Below are 15,956 nucleotides of genomic sequence, written 5' to 3'. Positions count from 1 at the left end.
GTCACTCCAGGTAGGGCGAAAGCACGCTCTCCGTCCAATCCATGAAGGCCCGCACGCGGCGGGACAGGTTCTTCCGGTGCGCAACGACGAGGGAAACGTCGAGCGGCTCGGGCCGCAGATCGGGCATGATCTCCACCAATGTCCCGGCCTCCAGATGCTGCCGAACGCCGATGAGGGCCGCCTGGATGAGCCCGAGGCCGGCAAGGCCCGCTGCCTCGTAGGTCTGCACGCTGTTGACCTGTAGGACGCCCGCGAGGGGCAGCGTTGCGTAGGTGCCGCCGGCGCCATCGGGATATTCCCATCCGTACGGTTCGGCGCCGAGCTTCCGGTTGTAGTGGATCGTCCGATGCCGCTTTTGCCTCAGGTCGTCGATCGACCGGGGAATGCCCTGTCGGGCCAGATAGGCGGGGCTGGCAGCGTTCACCATGCGCAACCGTCCCAGCCGCCGGGCAACCAGTGTCTCGTCCCCGATGGGGCCGATCCGCAGGACGCAATCGAAGCCCTCCTGGACCAGGTCGACCTGTCGGTCCGTGCTCGACAGCTCCACCTCCAGTTCGGGATGGCGCGCGAGAAAATCCGGCAAGGCCGGGACGATCGTCGTGCGTGCCATCTCTGTCGGCAGGTCGATCCGCAGGCGCCCGCGGAGCGCCGCGCTTTCCCCCGCGAACATCGAATGCAGTTCGTCGACATCAGCCAGGACGTCGCGGGCACGAGTATGGAACGCGCGTCCGTCTTCCGTGAGCTGGACGCTGCGTGTCGTTCGATGCAGCAGCCTCACGCCGACGTCCTCCTCGAGCCTGCGAACCGCCGTCGAGGCGCGTCCCTTCTGGATGCCGAGGCTGTCCGCCGCCCGGGTGAAGCTGCCCATCTCGGCGACCCTGATGAAGATGAGGATCGGCTCCAGGTTCTGCATCTGCGTACGCTCCATTGGCTGTTTCGGGAGGAACAATGCGTTCCAGTGGGCGCCGTTTATCGCACTAAAAGATCACAGTATCGATCGGGATTGAAGCGCGTCGGATCGCATCGTCATCACGACGATCGTCGAGGCGCACAGGAGGCAACATGACCCAGTCGATCGCTACAACCTGCGTCGTCTATCACTCGGGCTATGGCCACACGAAACGCGTGGCGGAGGCCGTCGCGGAAGGCGCGTCGGCTTTGCTGATCGCGATCGATGCCGAGGGAAACATCGCGGATGAAGAATGGCGTGCCCTTGCCGAGGCCGACGCCATCATCTTCGGCTCGCCCACCTACATGGGCGGTCCGAGCTGGCAGTTCAAAAAGTTCGCCGACACCTCCTCGAAGCCGTGGTTCGCCGAGACGTGGAAGGACAAGGTTTTCGGCGGCTTCACGAACAGCGCCGGCATCAACGGCGACAAGCTGAACACGCTCCAGTATTTCATCTTGCTCGCGGGCCAGCACGGTGGCCTCTGGGTCAGCCTCGCCATGAAGCCAGCGAACGTGAAGGCATCGAGGCGCGACGACCTGAACCGGATGGGTTCCTACGTTGCCCGATGTCCCAGTGCGATGCCGACGCCGCCCCGGACGAGATGTCTCCTGGTGACCTCGAGACCTGCCGGCTCTACGGCATCCGAGTTGCGGACGTCGCCAGCCGGCTCGGGATCGCAGTCAGCGCCTGAGCGTCCCCGGATCGCTCCGGACGAGGATAGGCTGATGGTCGTCGGGCCTAAGCTTGTCCTTGGAGCGCTTGATCCCTGCAGGTCACCCCCTCATGGGGCTGTCGAACGCGCCTCGCGACCAAGTTCACCCCGTCCGCGCCGGCTCCTTCGTCTCGCCGGTGCCGAGCCGCTTGCCCGGATTGATCGCTTCCAGCCAGAGCAGATAGGCCGAGTGATCGTGGCGGCCCATGGCGAGGTCGTGGGCGAGGGCGTGGTAGGCGTCGCGTGTCTGTTCGGTCAGCGGCAGTTTCAGGCCCGCCGCGCGCGCGACCTCCAGGGCGTTTTCGATGTCCTTCAGCTGCAGACTGAGCGGGCCGCCCGGCAGGAAGTTGCGCTCGGTCATCCGCTCGCCGTGGAGGTCGAGGATGCGCGAGGTGGCAAATCCGCCCATCAGTGCGCTGCGCAGCGCAGCCGGATCGCAGCCGCCCTCCTGGGCGAGCAGCATCGCCTCCGACACCGCGCCGATGGTGACGGCGACGATCACCTGGTTGGCGAGCTTGGCGACCTGGCCGGCGCCGTGGACGCCGACGAGGGTCGGCCGGCCCATGGAGACGAGCAGCGGCTCGGCGTCCTGGAAGTCGTCGAGATTGCCGCCGGCCATGATCGCGAGCGTCGCCTCGCGCGCGCCCTTCTCGCCGCCGGAGACCGGCGCGTCGATGTGGCGCCGGCCGAGGGATTTGAGCTTTTCCGCATGGTCCCGCGCGACCGCAGGCTGGATCGACGACATGTCGATGAAGATCGCGCCCTCGGGCGAGGCTTCGGCGATCCCGTTCGCGCCGAAATAGATCTCGGTGACGACGGGCGAGTTGTCGACCATGGTGACGACGGCGTCGGCGTTCGCGACGGCTTGTCGCGGATCGTCCGCCACCGTCGCGACGTCGGAGAGCGCTTCGGCCTTTTCCCGCGTCCGGTTCCAGACGGTCACGGCAAAGCCGGCCTTGGCGATGTTGCGCGCCATCGGCGCGCCCATGATGCCGGTGCCGATCAGGGTGACGTTCCGGATGCTCATGGCGCTCTCTCCATCGCCGCGGTGGCGGCCGGTATCTCTTTCGGTGTCGGACCGGCCCTTAGGGCCGGGCCTCGATCACCGTCTGCCGCTGCTCGCCGAGCCCGTCGATGCCGAGCGTCATGACGTCGCCGACCTTGAGGTACTGCGGCGGCTTCATGCCCATGCCGACGCCCGGCGGGGTGCCGGTGGTGATGACGTCGCCCGGCATCAGCGTCATGAACTGCGACAGGTACGAGATCACGTGCGGCACGTTGAAGATCAGCGTCGAGGTGTTGCCGGTCTGGCGCCGCTCGCCGTTGACGTCGAGCCACATGGCGAGGTTGTGCGGGTCGGCGACCGAGTCGCGGGTCACGAGCCAGGGGCCGAGCGGGCCGAAGGTGTCGTGGCTCTTGCCCTTGGTCCACTGGCCCTGGCGCTTGGTCTGGAAGGTCCGCTCCGAGACGTCGTTCATCACGGCGAAGCCCGCGACATGCTTCATCGCGTCGGCCTCGGAGACGTATTTGGCGCGCTTGCCGATGATCACCGCGAGCTCGACCTCCCAGTCCAGCGCATCCGAGCCGCGCGGCATCTCGACATCGTCGTTGGGGCCGCAGAGCGCGTTCAGCTGCTTGGTGAAGACGATCGGCTCGCTCGGCGGCTCGGCGCCGGTCTCGGCCGCGTGGTCGGAGTAGTTGAGGCCGATGCAGAGGATCTTCGAGACGTCGCCGACGCAGGGGCCGAGCCGCGGATCGCCGTCCACCACCGGCAGCGTGTCGACGTCGATCGCGGCGAGCTTGGCGAGGCCGGCGTCGGACAGGACGCTGCCGGAGATGTCGGCGACATGGGCGGAGAGGTCGCGGATCGCGCCCTCGTCATCGATCAGGCCGGGCAGTTCCTGGCCGGGAAGGCCGTAGCGGACGAGTTTCATGTAGGTGCAGTCCATTCGTTCGGTTGCTGGAAAGGGCGTGGCGGGTGCGTCAGTACACGGCGCGCCCGCCGGAGATGTCGAACACGGCGCCGGTCGAGAACGAGCAGTCCTCCGAGGCAAGCCAGGCGATCATCGCGGCGACCTCGGCCGGTTCGACGAAGCGGGCCATCGGGATCTTCGACAGCATGTAGTCGATGTGTTCCTGGCTCATCTGGTCGAAGATGGCGGTGCGCGCGGCGGCCGGCGTGATGCAGTTGACGAGGATGCCGGCGCCGGCGAGCTCCTTGCCGAGCGACTTCGTCAGGCCGATCAGCCCCGCCTTCGAGGCGGAATAGTGCGAGGCGTTGGGGTTGCCCTCCTTGCCGGCGATCGAGGCGACGTTGACGATCCGGCCGTAGCCGGCCTCCAGCATGTGCGGCACGATCGCCCGGCTGGTCAGGAACGGCGCGACGAGGTTCACCTCGATGGTCCTGCGCCAGACCGCAGGGTCCAGTTCCCAGGTCGTGCCGTTGCCGCCGGTGATGCCGGCATTGTTGACGAGGATGTCGATCGCGCCCGCCGTCGCGGCTTCGTCGGCGGCCGCGGCGACCGCATCGCCGTCGGTCAGCTCGACCACGCGCCCGCTCGCCTTGCCGCCGAGCGCTGCAAGGGCTTCGTCGATCGCCGCGGCGTCGACGTCCCACAGGATGGCTTCGCCGCCGCTCGAGAGAATCCGCTCCGCCGCGGCAAAGCCGATGCCGCGCGCTCCGCCGGTGATGATGGCCCGGCGCCCCTCCAGATCGATGCGGTTCATTGGCCTCGCTCCCCGCCGGACGACCGGCTCCACCCGGCCTTCTGACCCTTCCGCGCTCTTCGCATATCGCGGCCGGCCGCGCAATGTATACGCTGTGCGCCGGGAGGACCCGGCTGGCCTTTCAGGCTCGCGGCGTCAGCGCTCGCCGCCGATCCCGGCCGCCTGCTGGCGCAGCAGTTCGAGCGCGACGGCGTCGGTCCGGTCCCGGTGGTGCTGGTAGAGCCGCGCCGCCTCGGCGGGATCGCCGGCCTCGATCGCCGCGACGATGGCCTTGTGCTCTTCGTCCGACGCGGTCGGCCGCGGCCGCAGCGCGACGATCGCCATCCGCGCGCGATACTGCTGGTCCCAATACTGGCGCAGCGTCGACTGCAGGCGCGAATTGCCGCAGAGCGCGACGAGTTCGGCGTGGAAGACGTCGTCGAGATGCGACCAGTGGGTGATGTCGTCGCGCTTGGTGGCGCGTTCCATCTGGCCGATCAGCGCTGAAAAGCGCTCCGATTCCTCCGGCGTCAGGCCGCGCTTGGCGAGGAGCGAGGCGGCCTTCACCTCCAGCGTCGAGAACACCTCGTAGATCTCCGCGAGGTCGTCGAGCGACTGCGCCTTCACGGTGATCCCGTGCCGGGGACGGACATCGACGAGCCCTTCCTCCTCCAGCCGGATCAGCGCCTCGCGCACCGGCGTGCGCGAGAGGTTCAACAGGTTCGCGACCTCGGCTTCCAGGAGCTTTGTGCCGGGCGGCAGGCGGCCTTCGAGGATGCGGAACTTCAGCTCGTGATAGGCGCGCTCGCGCGCGGGCATGGCGGCAACGCCCTGCAGGCTCGGACGCGGCCGCGAGCCGCGCGCGCCGGGATCGCTCGCGCGTCTGCGCCGCCCCTCGGGCGATGTCTCCGGCGCCCTCAGCGCACGGCTCCCGCCGGCCTTCGTGCCGGCCCGGCGGCGGCCCTCAGCATCAGTCGGCCCTCTTGATGCCGTTCAGCTCCGCGACGATGTCGGACAGCGTCGGCAGGTAGTGGTCGCCGCGCCCGATCGCCTCGGCGGTCGCCAGCCCGTTCTTCACCGTCGAGGAGACATGGCTGGCGATGCCGCTCTCGTTGGCGAGCGAGACGACGTAGCGCATGTCCTTGTGGGCGTTGCGGAGCGTGAACTTGTGGGCGTTCGGGTCGTGGCCGACGACGTAGTTCATGAAGGTCTGGTAGAAGCCGCAGTCCATCCGGCCGCCGCCGATGACCGCGTGGAAGGTCTCTGCCGTCACGCCGTTCTTGGCGCCGATCGCCAGCGCCTCGGAATAGATCGCGGCATAGCCGAGCGAGACGAAATTGTTGAGGAGCTTCATGGTGTGGCCGGCGCCGACCGGGCCGACCTCGACGATGCGGCCGGCGAAGGTCTCGACGATCGGCCGGACCCGTGCGACGTCCTGCGCATCGCCGCCGATCATCACGTCGAGCATGCCCTCCCAAGCCTCCTTCGGGGTGCGCGACAGGGGCGCGTCGAGGAGGGTGGCGCCGGCGGCGCGGCAGCGCTCGGCGAGCACGCGTGTCGAGACCGGGTTGGAGGTCGAGCAGTCGATGATCGTCTTGCCGGAAGCATCGCCCGACAGGATCTCGTCGAGCGTCGCCTCGACCTGCGGACTGCCCGGCAGGCAGAGGACGACGACATCCGAGCGCGCGGCGAGATCGGCCACCGAATCCGCCTCTTCTGCGCCGCGCCCCTTAAGGTCCTCGACCGGCTCGCGGTTGCGATGCGCGAGGACGGCGAGGGGATAGCCGCCCTCGACGATGTTCTTGGCCATGCCGTGGCCCATCAGGCCGGCGCCGATGAAGCCGATGCGGGGTTTGTCGGTCATGGCGAAATCCTCTTCATGCGTCGTGACGCGCTCGCGCGCTTCGATGTCAGGACTGGCCGCCAGCGCGGACGGCCTCGTCGGCGATATGGGCGCGGATGATCGACTGGAAGTCGCGATCCGCGGTGAAGCCCGCCTCAAGCGCCCGGCGCGCGTCGAAGTCGCGCGGCCAGCCGGCGACGATCTTCTCGATCACCGCGTCCGGCTCGCGGCGGATGCGGCCCGCCACCTCGTCGCCGGCAACGGCGCGCAGCGCCTCGATCATCTCGGCGATGGTGACGGAGAGGCCGGGCATGGTCAGCGCCCGGCGCGGGCCGAGGAGATCGGTGTCCATCGTCGCGGCGTGCAGCAGGAAGCCGACGGCCGCCGCCGGGCTCGCCACCCAGTGGCGCACCTCGTCGTCGACGGGCAGGATCGCCTCCTGGCCGGCCAGCGGCTCGCGGATGATGCCGGAGAAGAAGCTCGACGCCGCCTTGTTCGGCTTGCCGGGCCGCACCACGATGGTCGGCAGGCGGATGGCGACGCCGTCGACGAAGCCCTTGCGCGTGTAGTCGGAGAGCAGAAGCTCGCAGATCGCCTTCTGGGTGCCGTAGCTGGTCAGCGGCGCAGCGAGGAAGGTGTCGGCGATCTTGTCCTCGAAGGGCGCGCCGAAGACGGCGATCGAGGAGGTGAAGACGAGGCGCGGACGATAGACGCCCTCCTGCCCGCGGATCGCCTCGAGCAGGTGCTGCATCCCGCTCATGTTGATCCGGTAGCCCTTCTCGAAGTCGGCCTCGGCCTCGCCGGAGACGATCGCGGCGAGGTGGAAGATCATGTCCGGGCGCTTGGCGACGAGGGCGGCGACCGTCGCTTCGTCGGCGATGTCGCCGGCCTGGGCATTGACGGCGACGCCGTCCGGCACGTTCGAGACATCCGGCGCGACGACGTCGAATGCGTCGATGGCCTCTATCGTCTCGCCGGCAAGGGTTCCCTCCGCGAGCAGTGCCTCGGTGAGCTTGCGTCCCACCATGCCGGCGGCGCCGAGAATCAGGATGCGCATCGCGAAAACCTCCCCGTCAGTATTCCTGGCCGCCGCCGGGCCGTTCCGCACCGCGACGACGGTTCTCCATTGTCGTCGCCTGCAGATCGGCCCGCGACGGCTCGGCCATGGCCCGCGGCCTCAGAGCGACCAGCCGCCGTCGATCAGCTGCGTCGTGCCGGTGGTGAAGGCGCTCTCGTCGGAGGCGAGATAGACGGCGAGCGCCGCGATCTCCTCGGCCTTGCCGAGCCGGCCCATCGGCTGGCGCTCGACGAACATCTCGCGCGCCTTGTCTGCGCCGCCGACGGTCTTGCCGAGATCGGCGATGCGGCCCTCAAGCGAGGGCGATTCGATGGTGCCCGGGCAGATCGCGTTGCAGCGGATGCCCTTCCGGATGAAGTCGATCGCGACCGAGCGCGTCAGGCCGATCACCGCCGCCTTGGTCGCCATGTAGACGTATCGGTTGGGCGCGGCCTTGATGGAGGAGGCCGCCGACGACATGTTGATGATCGACCCGCCACCGTTCTCCAGCATGCGCGGCAAGAGCGCCGAGATCGTCCGGTGCATCGCCTTGACGTTGAGGTCGAAGGAGAAGTCCCAGGCCTTCTCGTCGCAGTCGAGGATCGTGCCGTGGTGCACGAAGCCGGCGCAGTTGAAGAGGATGTCCGGCGTCTCGACCCCGTCGAGATAGGCGGTGACGGCCTCGCCGCTGGTCACGTCGAGCGCCGCCGTCTTCACCGGGCCGAAGGCGTCGAGGCCTTCGAGCTTGGCTGCGTCGAGGTCGCTGGCATAGACCGTGGCGCCTTCCCGCAGGAAGGCTTCGGCGACCTTGCGCCCGATGCCCTGGCCGGCGGCCGTGCAGACGGCGATCTTGCCTTCGAGCCGTTTCGTCATGTGTTCCTGCCCTCTGCTTGCCTCGGCGCCGTTCCGTCGGCGCCGTCGTGGCCGGGCTCCGCCGCTGCCGGCAGAGCCCGCCGCCTCAGTGATTGTCGCGCGGGATCGGCGAGATGGTGCCGTCGACGCCGCCCTGGGCGAGCTGGCGGTATTTCACCGCCGGCTCGAGCACCATGCCGCTCTCGAGCTGCGAGACCATGCCGCGCTGGATCTCCTGCCAGGGCGTCTGGTGGTCGGGGTACTTGTAGCCGCCGTCCGCCTCGAGCGCCTTGCGACGGCTCTCGAGCTCCTCCTCGGAGATCAGGATGTCCGCCGTGCCGCGGCCGAGATCGATCCGCACCTTGTCGCCGGTGCGAAGCAGCGCGAGGCCGCCGCCGGCCGCCGCTTCCGGCGAGGCGTTGAGGATCGACGGCGAGCCGGACGTGCCGGACTGGCGCCCGTCGCCGATGCAGGCGAGGGAGGTGACGCCGCGCCTGATCAGATAGTCGGGCGCGCGCATGTTCACGACCTCGGCCGCGCCGGGATAGCCGATCGGGCCGGCGCCGCGCATGAACAGCACCGAGTGCTCGTCGATCGCGAGCGACGGGTCGTCGATCCGGTGGTGGTAGTCCTCCGGACCATCGAACACGACGGCCTTGCCCTCGAAGGCCATCGGGTCATCGGGGTTCGACAGGTAGCGCTCGCGGAACTCGGGCGAGATCACCGAGAGCTTCATGATCGCCGAGTTGAACAGGTTGCCCGACAGCACCCGGAAGCCCGCGCGCGGCTTCAGCGGCTTGTCGTAGGGACGGATGACGTTCTCGTCGACGATGGCGGCGCCGCGGCAGTTTTCGCCGATCGTCTTGCCGTTCACCGTCAGCGCGTCCTCGGCGATGAGGCCCTGTTCCATCAGCTGGTTCACGACCGCCGGCACGCCGCCGGCGTGATAATAGTCCTCGCCGAGATATTCGCCGGCCGGCTGCAGGTTGACGAGAAGCGGGATCTCCTCGCCATAGGTCTGCCAGTCCTCGATCTTCAGCTCGACGCCGACATGGCGCGCGAGGCCGTTGAGGTGGATCGGGGCGTTGGTCGAGCCGCCGATCGCCGAGTTGACGCGGATGGCGTTGACGAAGGCGTCGCGGGTCAGGATGTCCGAGGGCTTCAGGTCCTCGTGCACCATCTCCACGATGCGCTTGCCGGTGAGGTAGGAGACCTCCTGGCGGTCGCGGTAGGGCGCCGGGATCGCGGCGGAGCCCGGAAGCTGCATGCCGAGGGCCTCGGCGAGCGAGTTCATCGTCGTCGCCGTGCCCATGGTGTTGCAGTAGCCGGTCGAGGGCGCCGAGGACGCCACCAGCTTGACGAAGCCGGCATAGTCGATCTCGCCGGCCGCCATCATCTCGCGGGCCTTCCAGACGATCGTGCCCGAGCCGGTGCGCTCGCCGCGGAACCAGCCGTTCAGCATCGGGCCGACCGAGAGCGCGATCGCCGGGATGTTGACCGTCGCCGCCGCCATCAGACAGGCGGGCGTCGTCTTGTCGCAGCCGATGGTCAGCACGACGCCGTCGAGCGGATAGCCGTAGAGCAGCTCGACGAGGCCGAGATAGGCCAGGTTCCGGTCGAGCGAGGCCGTCGGGCGCTTGCCGGTTTCCTGGATCGGATGCACCGGGAATTCGATGGCGATGCCGCCGGCCTCGCGGATGCCTTCGCGCACGCGCTTGGCGAGTTCGAGGTGATGGCGGTTGCACGGCGAGAGGTCGGAACCGGTCTGGGCGATGCCGATGATCGGCTTGCCCGACTGCAGTTCTTCCTGGCTGAGGCCGTAATTGAGATAACGCTCGAGATAGAGCGCGGTCATGTCGGGATTGGCCGGGTTGTCGAACCATGCGCGCGAGCGCAGCTGGCGGGCCGTCTTGTCCTGGGTCATTGCGTCTCCGGGCGATCCGCCGGGCGAAGGCCGGCGCGATCCTCGACGCTAACGTATACGATAAACGCTCAGCGCTTCAAGCGGCGCGACGCGATCGCGTCGGCATCGGCGCGATGCCACCGCCGCCCCTGCGGCCGTCGCAGACGGCGGGCGTGCCGCTTCGTCAGGCATGGAAATCTGCGGTCGAGATGTTCCCGGTCTTCGGGCAGCTGGCAAGTCTTTGAAAGGCCGGGAACTATGGAGGAGGCTGCGGAATTGCTTGCTTCCGTCACGGAAATTCTACTAAATTCCTGCCGAGCGAGGCCTGGGGCGGACAGAGCCGGAATCGCCCGCCTCGCCGTGCTTCCATCATACCAACACGGGTTGGGGAGAGCCAGGTGTCGATCGTCGAGGATCGGGCGCAGGTCGTTGAAGACCGCCGGGGGCCGGAGCGTCCCGAGCGACGCGACCGCCCGCAGCAGCATGTCGCAGGAACGGGCGAGGATCGCGAAAAGCTGCTCTCCGGCTGCTTCATCTTTCAGGCGCTCGACGAGCGGGACCGGCGCGAGCTCGCCTCCTACGCCTACTGCAAGAGCTACCGGGCGGGCGAGCCGATCTTCCTGATGGGCTCGGCCGGGCAGTCGATGATGGCGATCGTCGCCGGCAGCGTGCGGATCAGCGTCGTCACGCCGAATGCGCGGGAAATCGTGCTCGCGGACCTGTCCAAGGGCGAAGTCTTCGGGGAGATGGCGTTGATCGATGGCGGCGAGCGCTCGGCGCTCGCGACGGCCCTGACGAATACGACGCTCCTGGTGCTCGATCGGCGCGACGTCTTTGCACTTCTGGAGCGGCAGCCGAAATCCGCGCTGAAGCTCCTCGAACTGCTCTGCAAGCGCCTGCGCCAGTCCGACGAGCGGATGACCGAGCTGGCCTTCCTGGACGTGCCGTCCCGCCTCGCGCGAACGCTCATCCGGGCGATCGATTCGCCCGGCTGCCCCGTCTGCGCGCAGGGCGCCAAGCTCTCCTTCTCCCAGAGCGAACTCGCCAACATGATCGGCAGCTCGCGCGAGAACGTCAATCGCTGCCTTAAGGCCTGGCAGCGGCGCGGCGTCATCGACATGAAGAACGGCTGGCTGATCATCCCGGATCGCGCCGCGCTCCAGGCGCTGGCGATGCACCCGTAAAGCGCGGCAGCGCGCCGCGCAGGGGCGGATGCCGTCAAACCGGCGCCGCGCGCCGCGGCGGCATGCGTCGGTGACGCAAACTTGACAGGCCGGATGCTCCATCCGGTTGACGTATGCGATTGTCTCCCGTCCGCTTTTCTGCATTGTCGCGGGACATGACCGATGACCTTCCGCTCTCCTGGGTGGCGGACGCTGCCCAGCAATTGTCGTGCAGCTGGGACCGCCTGACCCTTTCGACGCGGCTTCTGCGCCAACCGATCTATCCGCGCGACCGCGCGCCGCATTTCGACATCTTCGACCTGCGGCAGGTCCGGGAGGCACCGGACGGCACGAAGCCCTGACGGTCATCGAGCCGATCGGGAGCGCCGCCGCGGGCGGGGCCGTCGCGGCCGCATCCGGCGCTTGACGGGCAACCGTTCGGCATCCGGACCGGCGCCGTCAGTCTCTCCGGCGCGGGCCGCGAGCGGGCCGCTGAAGAGCTTTGCGACATCGCGCAGGATTTCGAACGAGTCGGCGATCGCCTGACGGCTGCGCGCCACGTGCTCTCGCGCGTCCACCGTCTCGTCGTGAGCGACTGCGATCAGGTCGAAGGCTTGCGACTGGATCTCGGCGGCCGCGGCGTTGCGCCGTGGTTCGAGCCGCTCATTTGCTTGCGGCATCGTCATGGCCATCCCTTCCGTGCTGATGGCCAACGGCGGAGGCGGTCCCGCGTTCCGGATAGAATGGAACTTCGTCTTGTCGGCCGGCCGCGACCTCTGTGACTGAGGTCACAGCGGTCCGCTTCGTGCGCCCTTACCTTGATCGCATCGGCGGGAGCGAAATCCCGCCCCGACGCAGAAGGAAGTCGCCATGTTCGGCAAGTCGTTCGCGGCCGTTGCCGTGCGCATCCCCCACCAGCCGATCCGCCGTGTCCACATCTGTCGCGACGATGCGAGCCGGCTGCCGATCCGTCGCTGGGACCCGTATTGCGGCGAGCGGGTGATCGTCGGCTACGAGACGGTCTGCCGCTGAGAAACGCCCCAACTCTCCGGCAGATCCCAGGCTCCCGGTCCACGGCCGGGGGCCTGTCGTCGTTTCACCCTCGCGGCGAGCACGCCGGCCGAACCCGCGGAACGGGACGCCGGCGCCGCCGCACTGCTCAATCGTCCTTCTTCACCTGCGACTGCTTGCGCCACAGGTCGATCTCGCCCTCCTGCGCATGGACATCGATCTCGCGCAGCTCGCCTTCGGAGAAGTCCAGCCGCTTCAGGGCGTCGAGCGAATCGTCGAGCTGTTCGACCGTCCGCGCGCCGATCAGCGCAGACGTCACTTCCGGCCGGCGCAGCACCCAGGCGATCGCCATCTGGGCGAGGCTCTGGCCGCGGGCCTCGGCGATGGCCGTCAGCTTGCGGATGCGCTCGATGTTTTCCGCGGTCAGCATCTGAGGCTTCAGCGAGCCTTCGCGGGCGGCTCTGGAATCGGCGGGCACGCCGTTGAGGTACTTGCGCGTCAACAGCCCCTGCGCCAGCGGCGAGAAGGCGATGCAGCCGAGCCCCAGCTCGGCGAGCGTGTCCAGCAGCCCGTCCTCCACCCAGCGGTTCAGCATGGAATAGGACGGCTGGTGGATGACGAAGGGCGTGCCCTGCTCTTTGAGGATCTTGTACGCCTTGCGCGTCAGCTCCGGCGAGTAGGAGGAGATACCGACATAGAGCGCGCGGCCGGAGCGCACGATGTGGTCGAGAGCCCCCATCGTCTCCTCCAGCGGCGTCTCCGGGTCCGGCCGGTGGTGGTAGAAGATGTCGAGATAGTCGAGGCCCATGCGCTTCAGGCTCTGGTCGCAGGAGGCGATCAGGTATTTGCGCGAGCCGAAATTGCCGTAGGGGCCCGGCCACATGTCGTAGCCGGCCTTGGACGAGATGATCAGCTCGTCGCGATAGGGGCGGAAGTCCATCTCCATCCAGCGGCCGAAATTGGCTTCGGCCGAGCCGTAGGGCGGACCGTAATTGTTGGCGAGATCGAAATGCGTCACGCCCCGGTCGAAGGCGCGGCGCAGGATGGCTCGGCCGGTCTCGAAGACGTCGGTGCCGCCGAAATTCTGCCAGAGACCGAGCGAGATCGCCGGCAGATGCAGGCCGGAGCGCCCGACGCGGCGATAGGGAAGGGACGTGTAGCGCTCGTCGGCGGCGACATAGGGCATGGCTGAACTCTCTTGCATTCGAAGGATATCGACGGCCGACATATACCGCTGCCGCCCCCGAGATCGACCGGAAGCCATGCTGAAAGATGCGAGGGAAACCGCGCGGAATGCGGGACGAGGCAAGCCTGCCTCAAGCCGCGTGCGGGAGAATGGGATCTGCCGACCGGGCCGTCGCGGCCGGCCGCGCTGCGGGAGAGCGCCATGATCCGTCCGACCTTACTCGCCTGTCTGGCTGCCTGCGTGCTGATGCCGGCTGCGGCTGCGGCGCAGGACGACAGTCCGCTGCCGGCCTGGCGCTCCGGACCCGCAAGCGACGCCACGATGGATGTCGGACAGCGGTTCGACTGCGTCGGGCCGGGCTGCCCGAATGGCCTTTCCTGCCTCTATGCCATGGGGCCCTACCGGCCGCCGGGCTCATGGCCGATCACCGCCGAGTTCATCATGGACCCGGCAAAGATGCCCTGGTCGGACTACGAGTTCTGGCTGACGGAAAAGGCCAAGGCGCTGCGGCCGGTTCTGGCCGAGGACCCGCTGGTGCGCTCCGACCGTTTCGCCGAGCGCAGCGAGCCGCAGAAGCTTAGCCTCGCGGACCAGACGCTCGTCAAGCGCGACTACGTGCTCGCCTCGAAGCTGCGCGCCTTCGCCATTCCCGCCTTCCTGTGGGCGGCGAGGGGGCGCCTCACGACGATGTTCTGCATCGTCCCGCGGCAGGAAGAGCAGGCGGCACAGGTGCCGGAACGCGATCTCCTCGCCTGGCTGCTGCCCCGCTCGCTCAAGGACGCGAAGTAGGGACTCCGGGATCCGAGGACGACGCGGTGGCCTTCTCGTAGAGAGCCCGCACGTCGCTCATCAGCGCGTGGCGCGAGTCGGGGCGCAGATACAGCATGTGCCCGCCGAGATAGTCCTCGGTCTCGATCGGCGCGGCACCGGCGAGCGGCGGCAACTGGCCGACGAGGTAGCGCGAGGCGAGATAGGGCGTCACGAGGTCGGTGTACCCTTGCGCGATCAGGATCCGCAGCGCCGGGTTGTAGGCCCGCGCCTCCTGCAGGTCCTGCATGGCGTCCGCATAACCCTGGTCCGAGCCGCTGTTGCCGTAGTCCCAGCGGCGGCTGATCTCGCCGTCGAGCAGCCGATAGGTGATGTCGGTCTTGAAGCCGAGCTCGTTGCGCACGTAGTTCACGAAGGCAGAGGTCCAGATCGCGCCCATGCGGTCGAGGACCGGGTCGGGACCGTGCGAGAACGGGCTCCCGGGATCGATGTCGGGTCCCGCGACCGTCCCGTCATAGCGGCTGATCAGCTGGCCCTTCGCCTGGTCGAACATCCTGGCGAAGGTCGACAGCGACACCGCGCCGAAGCGGCGCTTCACCAGATCCAGCGGCAGACCTGTCACATCGGCCACCTTGGCGCTGGCCCGATCGCGCGTCGCCTCCGGCCCCGCCGCGAGCGCCGTCAGATAGCCGCCGAGGGCATAGTCCTCGACCGGCTGCAGCCGCTTCTGCATCTCCGCGCGGTCGCTCACGCCCTTGGCCGCGAAGTTCACCGCCGCCTCGGAGGGCAGAGCGAGCGCCGACGGCAGGATCTGCGCCGTCTGGTGCCCGAAGAGCAGCGAGAGGTCGAGCGCCGGCGAGATCATCACGACGCCGCTCAAGGCGACGCCGGACTTGTCCGGCAGCGATTTCGCCAGCAACGCTGCACGGAAGCCGCCATAGCTTTCGCCGGTGAGGAAGACGGGGGATGTGGTGCGGCCTTTCTGAGCGAGATAGAGCCGGATGAAGGCCGCCATCGTCTCCCGGTCGGCGTTGACGCTCCAGAAGTCCTTGTCGTTTTTCGGGTCCGCGGCGCGGCTGTAGCCGGTGCCAACGGGGTCGACGAAGACGAGGTCGGTGAAGGCGAGCCAGGTGTCGGGATTATCCGTGAGCCGGGCCGGGGGCGGCGGGATGCTGCCGTCGGTCCCGTGGTCGACGATGCGCGGCCCCAGCGCGCCGATGTTGAGATAGGCCGAGGCGGCGCCAGGGCCGCCGTTGAACACGAAGGTGATCGGCCGGTCGCGTTGCGGATGCTCCCCGCCCGGCTGGTCCTTGCCCTGCTGGTCTGCGGTGTAGGCGGTGTAGAACAGCTTCGCTTCGGTCTTGCCGCCGGCGTTACGGATCGGCAGCGTGCCGGCCTCGGCCGAATAGGCGAGGGAGTTCCGGCCCAACTGGATCGTGTGATGCGTCGCCGAGTCGGGCGGCAGGAGCGACAGGATGCCCGCGCCGCCGGACGGCCGTTCATCCTGGCCGCCATCCGGCGACCCATGCTGCATCGCGGCGGCCTTGGCCGGCGCGTCCTGTGTCTGCGCCGCCGGCGGTGAAGCGCCGGCGAAGGCGGCCAGAAGAAGGCTTAGGAGGGCGGCGCGGCTAAGGGAGCGGATGAAGGGCGTCATTCCAGTCCGTTACGTCATCGTCCGGGCGATCCTGTGACGCCGGAGGTCAGGTGTCCCTCACGATGCCGTCATGCCGCCTGCGGCTTTTCGCATGGCCGCGGCCGGATGAACTCGCTTCGCGCGTCCGACGTCGCGCCGCGGCATGTGCCGGT

The 15,956-nt window shown here is 68.4% G+C and carries 16 protein-coding genes and 1 pseudogene; 5 read left to right on the top strand and 12 right to left on the bottom strand.

The annotated features are described in order from the left end of the window. Window position 1 precedes the first annotated feature (1 nt). On the bottom strand, window positions 2-913 hold the full coding sequence (locus tag AB5S17_RS05380) for a LysR substrate-binding domain-containing protein (RefSeq protein WP_369236928.1): 912 nt from the start codon (window positions 911-913) through the stop codon (window positions 2-4). Between the two features lie 149 nt (window positions 914-1,062). Between AB5S17_RS05380 and AB5S17_RS05375 the strand changes: the two are divergent. Beyond that, window positions 1,063-1,640: pseudogene (locus AB5S17_RS05375) on the top strand (flavodoxin family protein). A 124-nt stretch (window positions 1,641-1,764) separates the two neighbouring features. On the opposite strand, the gene AB5S17_RS05370 reads toward AB5S17_RS05375, so the two are convergent. From AB5S17_RS05370 to AB5S17_RS05335, 8 genes are all read right to left on the bottom strand, one after another. Continuing rightward, entirely contained in the window at window positions 1,765-2,688 is a 924-nt protein-coding gene (locus tag AB5S17_RS05370) for an NAD(P)-dependent oxidoreductase (RefSeq protein WP_369236926.1), read from the bottom strand. Window positions 2,689-2,746: 58 nt separating this feature from the next. Continuing rightward, window positions 2,747-3,595: a fumarylacetoacetate hydrolase family protein gene (locus tag AB5S17_RS05365; protein ID WP_369236924.1), complete on the bottom strand. Its 849-nt coding sequence runs from the start codon at window positions 3,593-3,595 to the stop codon at window positions 2,747-2,749. Window positions 3,596-3,644: 49 nt separating this feature from the next. Further along, window positions 3,645-4,388, bottom strand: coding sequence for an SDR family oxidoreductase (locus tag AB5S17_RS05360; RefSeq protein WP_369236922.1), 744 nt, complete (start codon window positions 4,386-4,388; stop codon window positions 3,645-3,647). Window positions 4,389-4,523: 135 nt separating this feature from the next. Next, window positions 4,524-5,186 (bottom strand): GntR family transcriptional regulator, encoded by a 663-nt coding sequence (locus AB5S17_RS05355; RefSeq protein ID WP_369236920.1) that lies wholly within the window; start codon window positions 5,184-5,186, stop codon window positions 4,524-4,526. Between the two features lie 151 nt (window positions 5,187-5,337). After that, a complete protein-coding gene (locus tag AB5S17_RS05350) occupies window positions 5,338-6,231 on the bottom strand; it encodes an NAD(P)-dependent oxidoreductase (protein ID WP_369236918.1) in 894 nt (297 codons plus the stop codon). A 46-nt stretch (window positions 6,232-6,277) separates the two neighbouring features. Beyond that, a complete protein-coding gene (gene denD, locus AB5S17_RS05345) occupies window positions 6,278-7,267 on the bottom strand; it encodes a D-erythronate dehydrogenase (RefSeq protein ID WP_369236916.1) in 990 nt (329 codons plus the stop codon). 120 nt (window positions 7,268-7,387) lie between these two features. Continuing rightward, window positions 7,388-8,140, bottom strand: coding sequence for an SDR family oxidoreductase (locus tag AB5S17_RS05340; RefSeq protein ID WP_369236914.1), 753 nt, complete (start codon window positions 8,138-8,140; stop codon window positions 7,388-7,390). Window positions 8,141-8,225: 85 nt separating this feature from the next. Next, window positions 8,226-10,043, bottom strand: a complete 1,818-nt coding sequence (locus AB5S17_RS05335) for an IlvD/Edd family dehydratase (protein WP_369236912.1) — start codon at window positions 10,041-10,043, stop codon at window positions 8,226-8,228. Between the two features lie 377 nt (window positions 10,044-10,420). Between AB5S17_RS05335 and AB5S17_RS05330 the strand changes: the two genes are divergently transcribed. Both AB5S17_RS05330 and AB5S17_RS05325 read left to right on the top strand, forming a co-directional pair. Then, window positions 10,421-11,206, top strand: a complete 786-nt coding sequence (locus AB5S17_RS05330; RefSeq protein ID WP_369236910.1) for a Crp/Fnr family transcriptional regulator — start codon at window positions 10,421-10,423, stop codon at window positions 11,204-11,206. A gap of 155 nt (window positions 11,207-11,361) precedes the next feature. After that, complete coding sequence (locus tag AB5S17_RS05325; protein ID WP_369236908.1) at window positions 11,362-11,547, top strand: hypothetical protein; 186 nt, start codon at window positions 11,362-11,364, stop codon at window positions 11,545-11,547. Window positions 11,548-11,550: 3 nt separating this feature from the next. Here AB5S17_RS05325 and AB5S17_RS05320 read toward each other — a convergent pair whose 3' ends face one another. Further along, window positions 11,551-11,898, bottom strand: coding sequence for a hypothetical protein (locus tag AB5S17_RS05320; RefSeq protein ID WP_369236906.1), 348 nt, complete (start codon window positions 11,896-11,898; stop codon window positions 11,551-11,553). Window positions 11,899-12,055: 157 nt separating this feature from the next. On the opposite strand from AB5S17_RS05320, the gene AB5S17_RS05315 reads away from it, so the two are divergent. After that, on the top strand, window positions 12,056-12,217 hold the full coding sequence (locus tag AB5S17_RS05315) for a hypothetical protein (protein ID WP_369236904.1): 162 nt from the start codon (window positions 12,056-12,058) through the stop codon (window positions 12,215-12,217). 127 nt (window positions 12,218-12,344) lie between these two features. Here AB5S17_RS05315 and mgrA read toward each other — a convergent pair whose 3' ends face one another. Next, a complete protein-coding gene (gene mgrA / locus AB5S17_RS05310; protein ID WP_369237399.1) occupies window positions 12,345-13,382 on the bottom strand; it encodes an L-glyceraldehyde 3-phosphate reductase in 1,038 nt (345 codons plus the stop codon). A 201-nt stretch (window positions 13,383-13,583) separates the two neighbouring features. Here mgrA and AB5S17_RS05305 point away from each other — a divergent pair, with 201 nt between their 5' ends. Then, window positions 13,584-14,171, top strand: coding sequence for a hypothetical protein (locus tag AB5S17_RS05305; protein ID WP_369236902.1), 588 nt, complete (start codon window positions 13,584-13,586; stop codon window positions 14,169-14,171). Here the strand turns inward: AB5S17_RS05305 and AB5S17_RS05300 are convergent. After that, window positions 14,155-15,804 carry a S10 family peptidase gene (locus tag AB5S17_RS05300; RefSeq protein WP_369236900.1) on the bottom strand — a complete coding sequence of 550 codons (1,650 nt, stop codon included), beginning with the start codon at window positions 15,802-15,804 and terminating at the stop codon, window positions 14,155-14,157. The genes AB5S17_RS05305 and AB5S17_RS05300 overlap by 17 nt on opposite strands. Window positions 15,805-15,956 lie beyond the last annotated feature (152 nt).

Source organism: Jiella sp. M17.18, from assembly GCF_041027365.1.
Taxonomy (GTDB): Bacteria; Pseudomonadota; Alphaproteobacteria; order Rhizobiales; family Rhizobiaceae; genus VKMB-3413.
Note: the sequence above shows the minus strand (reverse complement) of the source record. Positions and strands in the feature narration are given on the sequence as shown.

Bases quoted from the DNA above. Each gene is read 5' to 3' on its own strand.
- AB5S17_RS05380 (WP_369236928.1), bottom strand. From the start codon at position 913: ATGCAGAACCTGGAGCCGATCCTCATCTTCATCAGGGTCGCCGAGATG.
- AB5S17_RS05370 (WP_369236926.1), bottom strand. From the start codon at position 2,688: ATGAGCATCCGGAACGTCACCCTGATCGGCACCGGCATCATGGGCGCG.
- AB5S17_RS05365 (WP_369236924.1), bottom strand. From the start codon at position 3,595: ATGAAACTCGTCCGCTACGGCCTTCCCGGCCAGGAACTGCCCGGCCTG.
- AB5S17_RS05360 (WP_369236922.1), bottom strand. From the start codon at position 4,388: ATGAACCGCATCGATCTGGAGGGGCGCCGGGCCATCATCACCGGCGGA.
- AB5S17_RS05355 (WP_369236920.1), bottom strand. From the start codon at position 5,186: ATGCCCGCGCGCGAGCGCGCCTATCACGAGCTGAAGTTCCGCATCCTC.
- AB5S17_RS05350 (WP_369236918.1), bottom strand. From the start codon at position 6,231: ATGACCGACAAACCCCGCATCGGCTTCATCGGCGCCGGCCTGATGGGC.
- denD (WP_369236916.1), bottom strand. From the start codon at position 7,267: ATGCGCATCCTGATTCTCGGCGCCGCCGGCATGGTGGGACGCAAGCTC.
- AB5S17_RS05340 (WP_369236914.1), bottom strand. From the start codon at position 8,140: ATGACGAAACGGCTCGAAGGCAAGATCGCCGTCTGCACGGCCGCCGGC.
- AB5S17_RS05335 (WP_369236912.1), bottom strand. From the start codon at position 10,043: ATGACCCAGGACAAGACGGCCCGCCAGCTGCGCTCGCGCGCATGGTTC.
- AB5S17_RS05325 (WP_369236908.1), top strand. From the start codon at position 11,362: ATGACCGATGACCTTCCGCTCTCCTGGGTGGCGGACGCTGCCCAGCAA.
- AB5S17_RS05315 (WP_369236904.1), top strand. From the start codon at position 12,056: ATGTTCGGCAAGTCGTTCGCGGCCGTTGCCGTGCGCATCCCCCACCAG.
- mgrA (WP_369237399.1), bottom strand. From the start codon at position 13,382: ATGCCCTATGTCGCCGCCGACGAGCGCTACACGTCCCTTCCCTATCGC.
- AB5S17_RS05305 (WP_369236902.1), top strand. From the start codon at position 13,584: ATGATCCGTCCGACCTTACTCGCCTGTCTGGCTGCCTGCGTGCTGATG.
- AB5S17_RS05300 (WP_369236900.1), bottom strand. From the start codon at position 15,804: ATGACGCCCTTCATCCGCTCCCTTAGCCGCGCCGCCCTCCTAAGCCTT.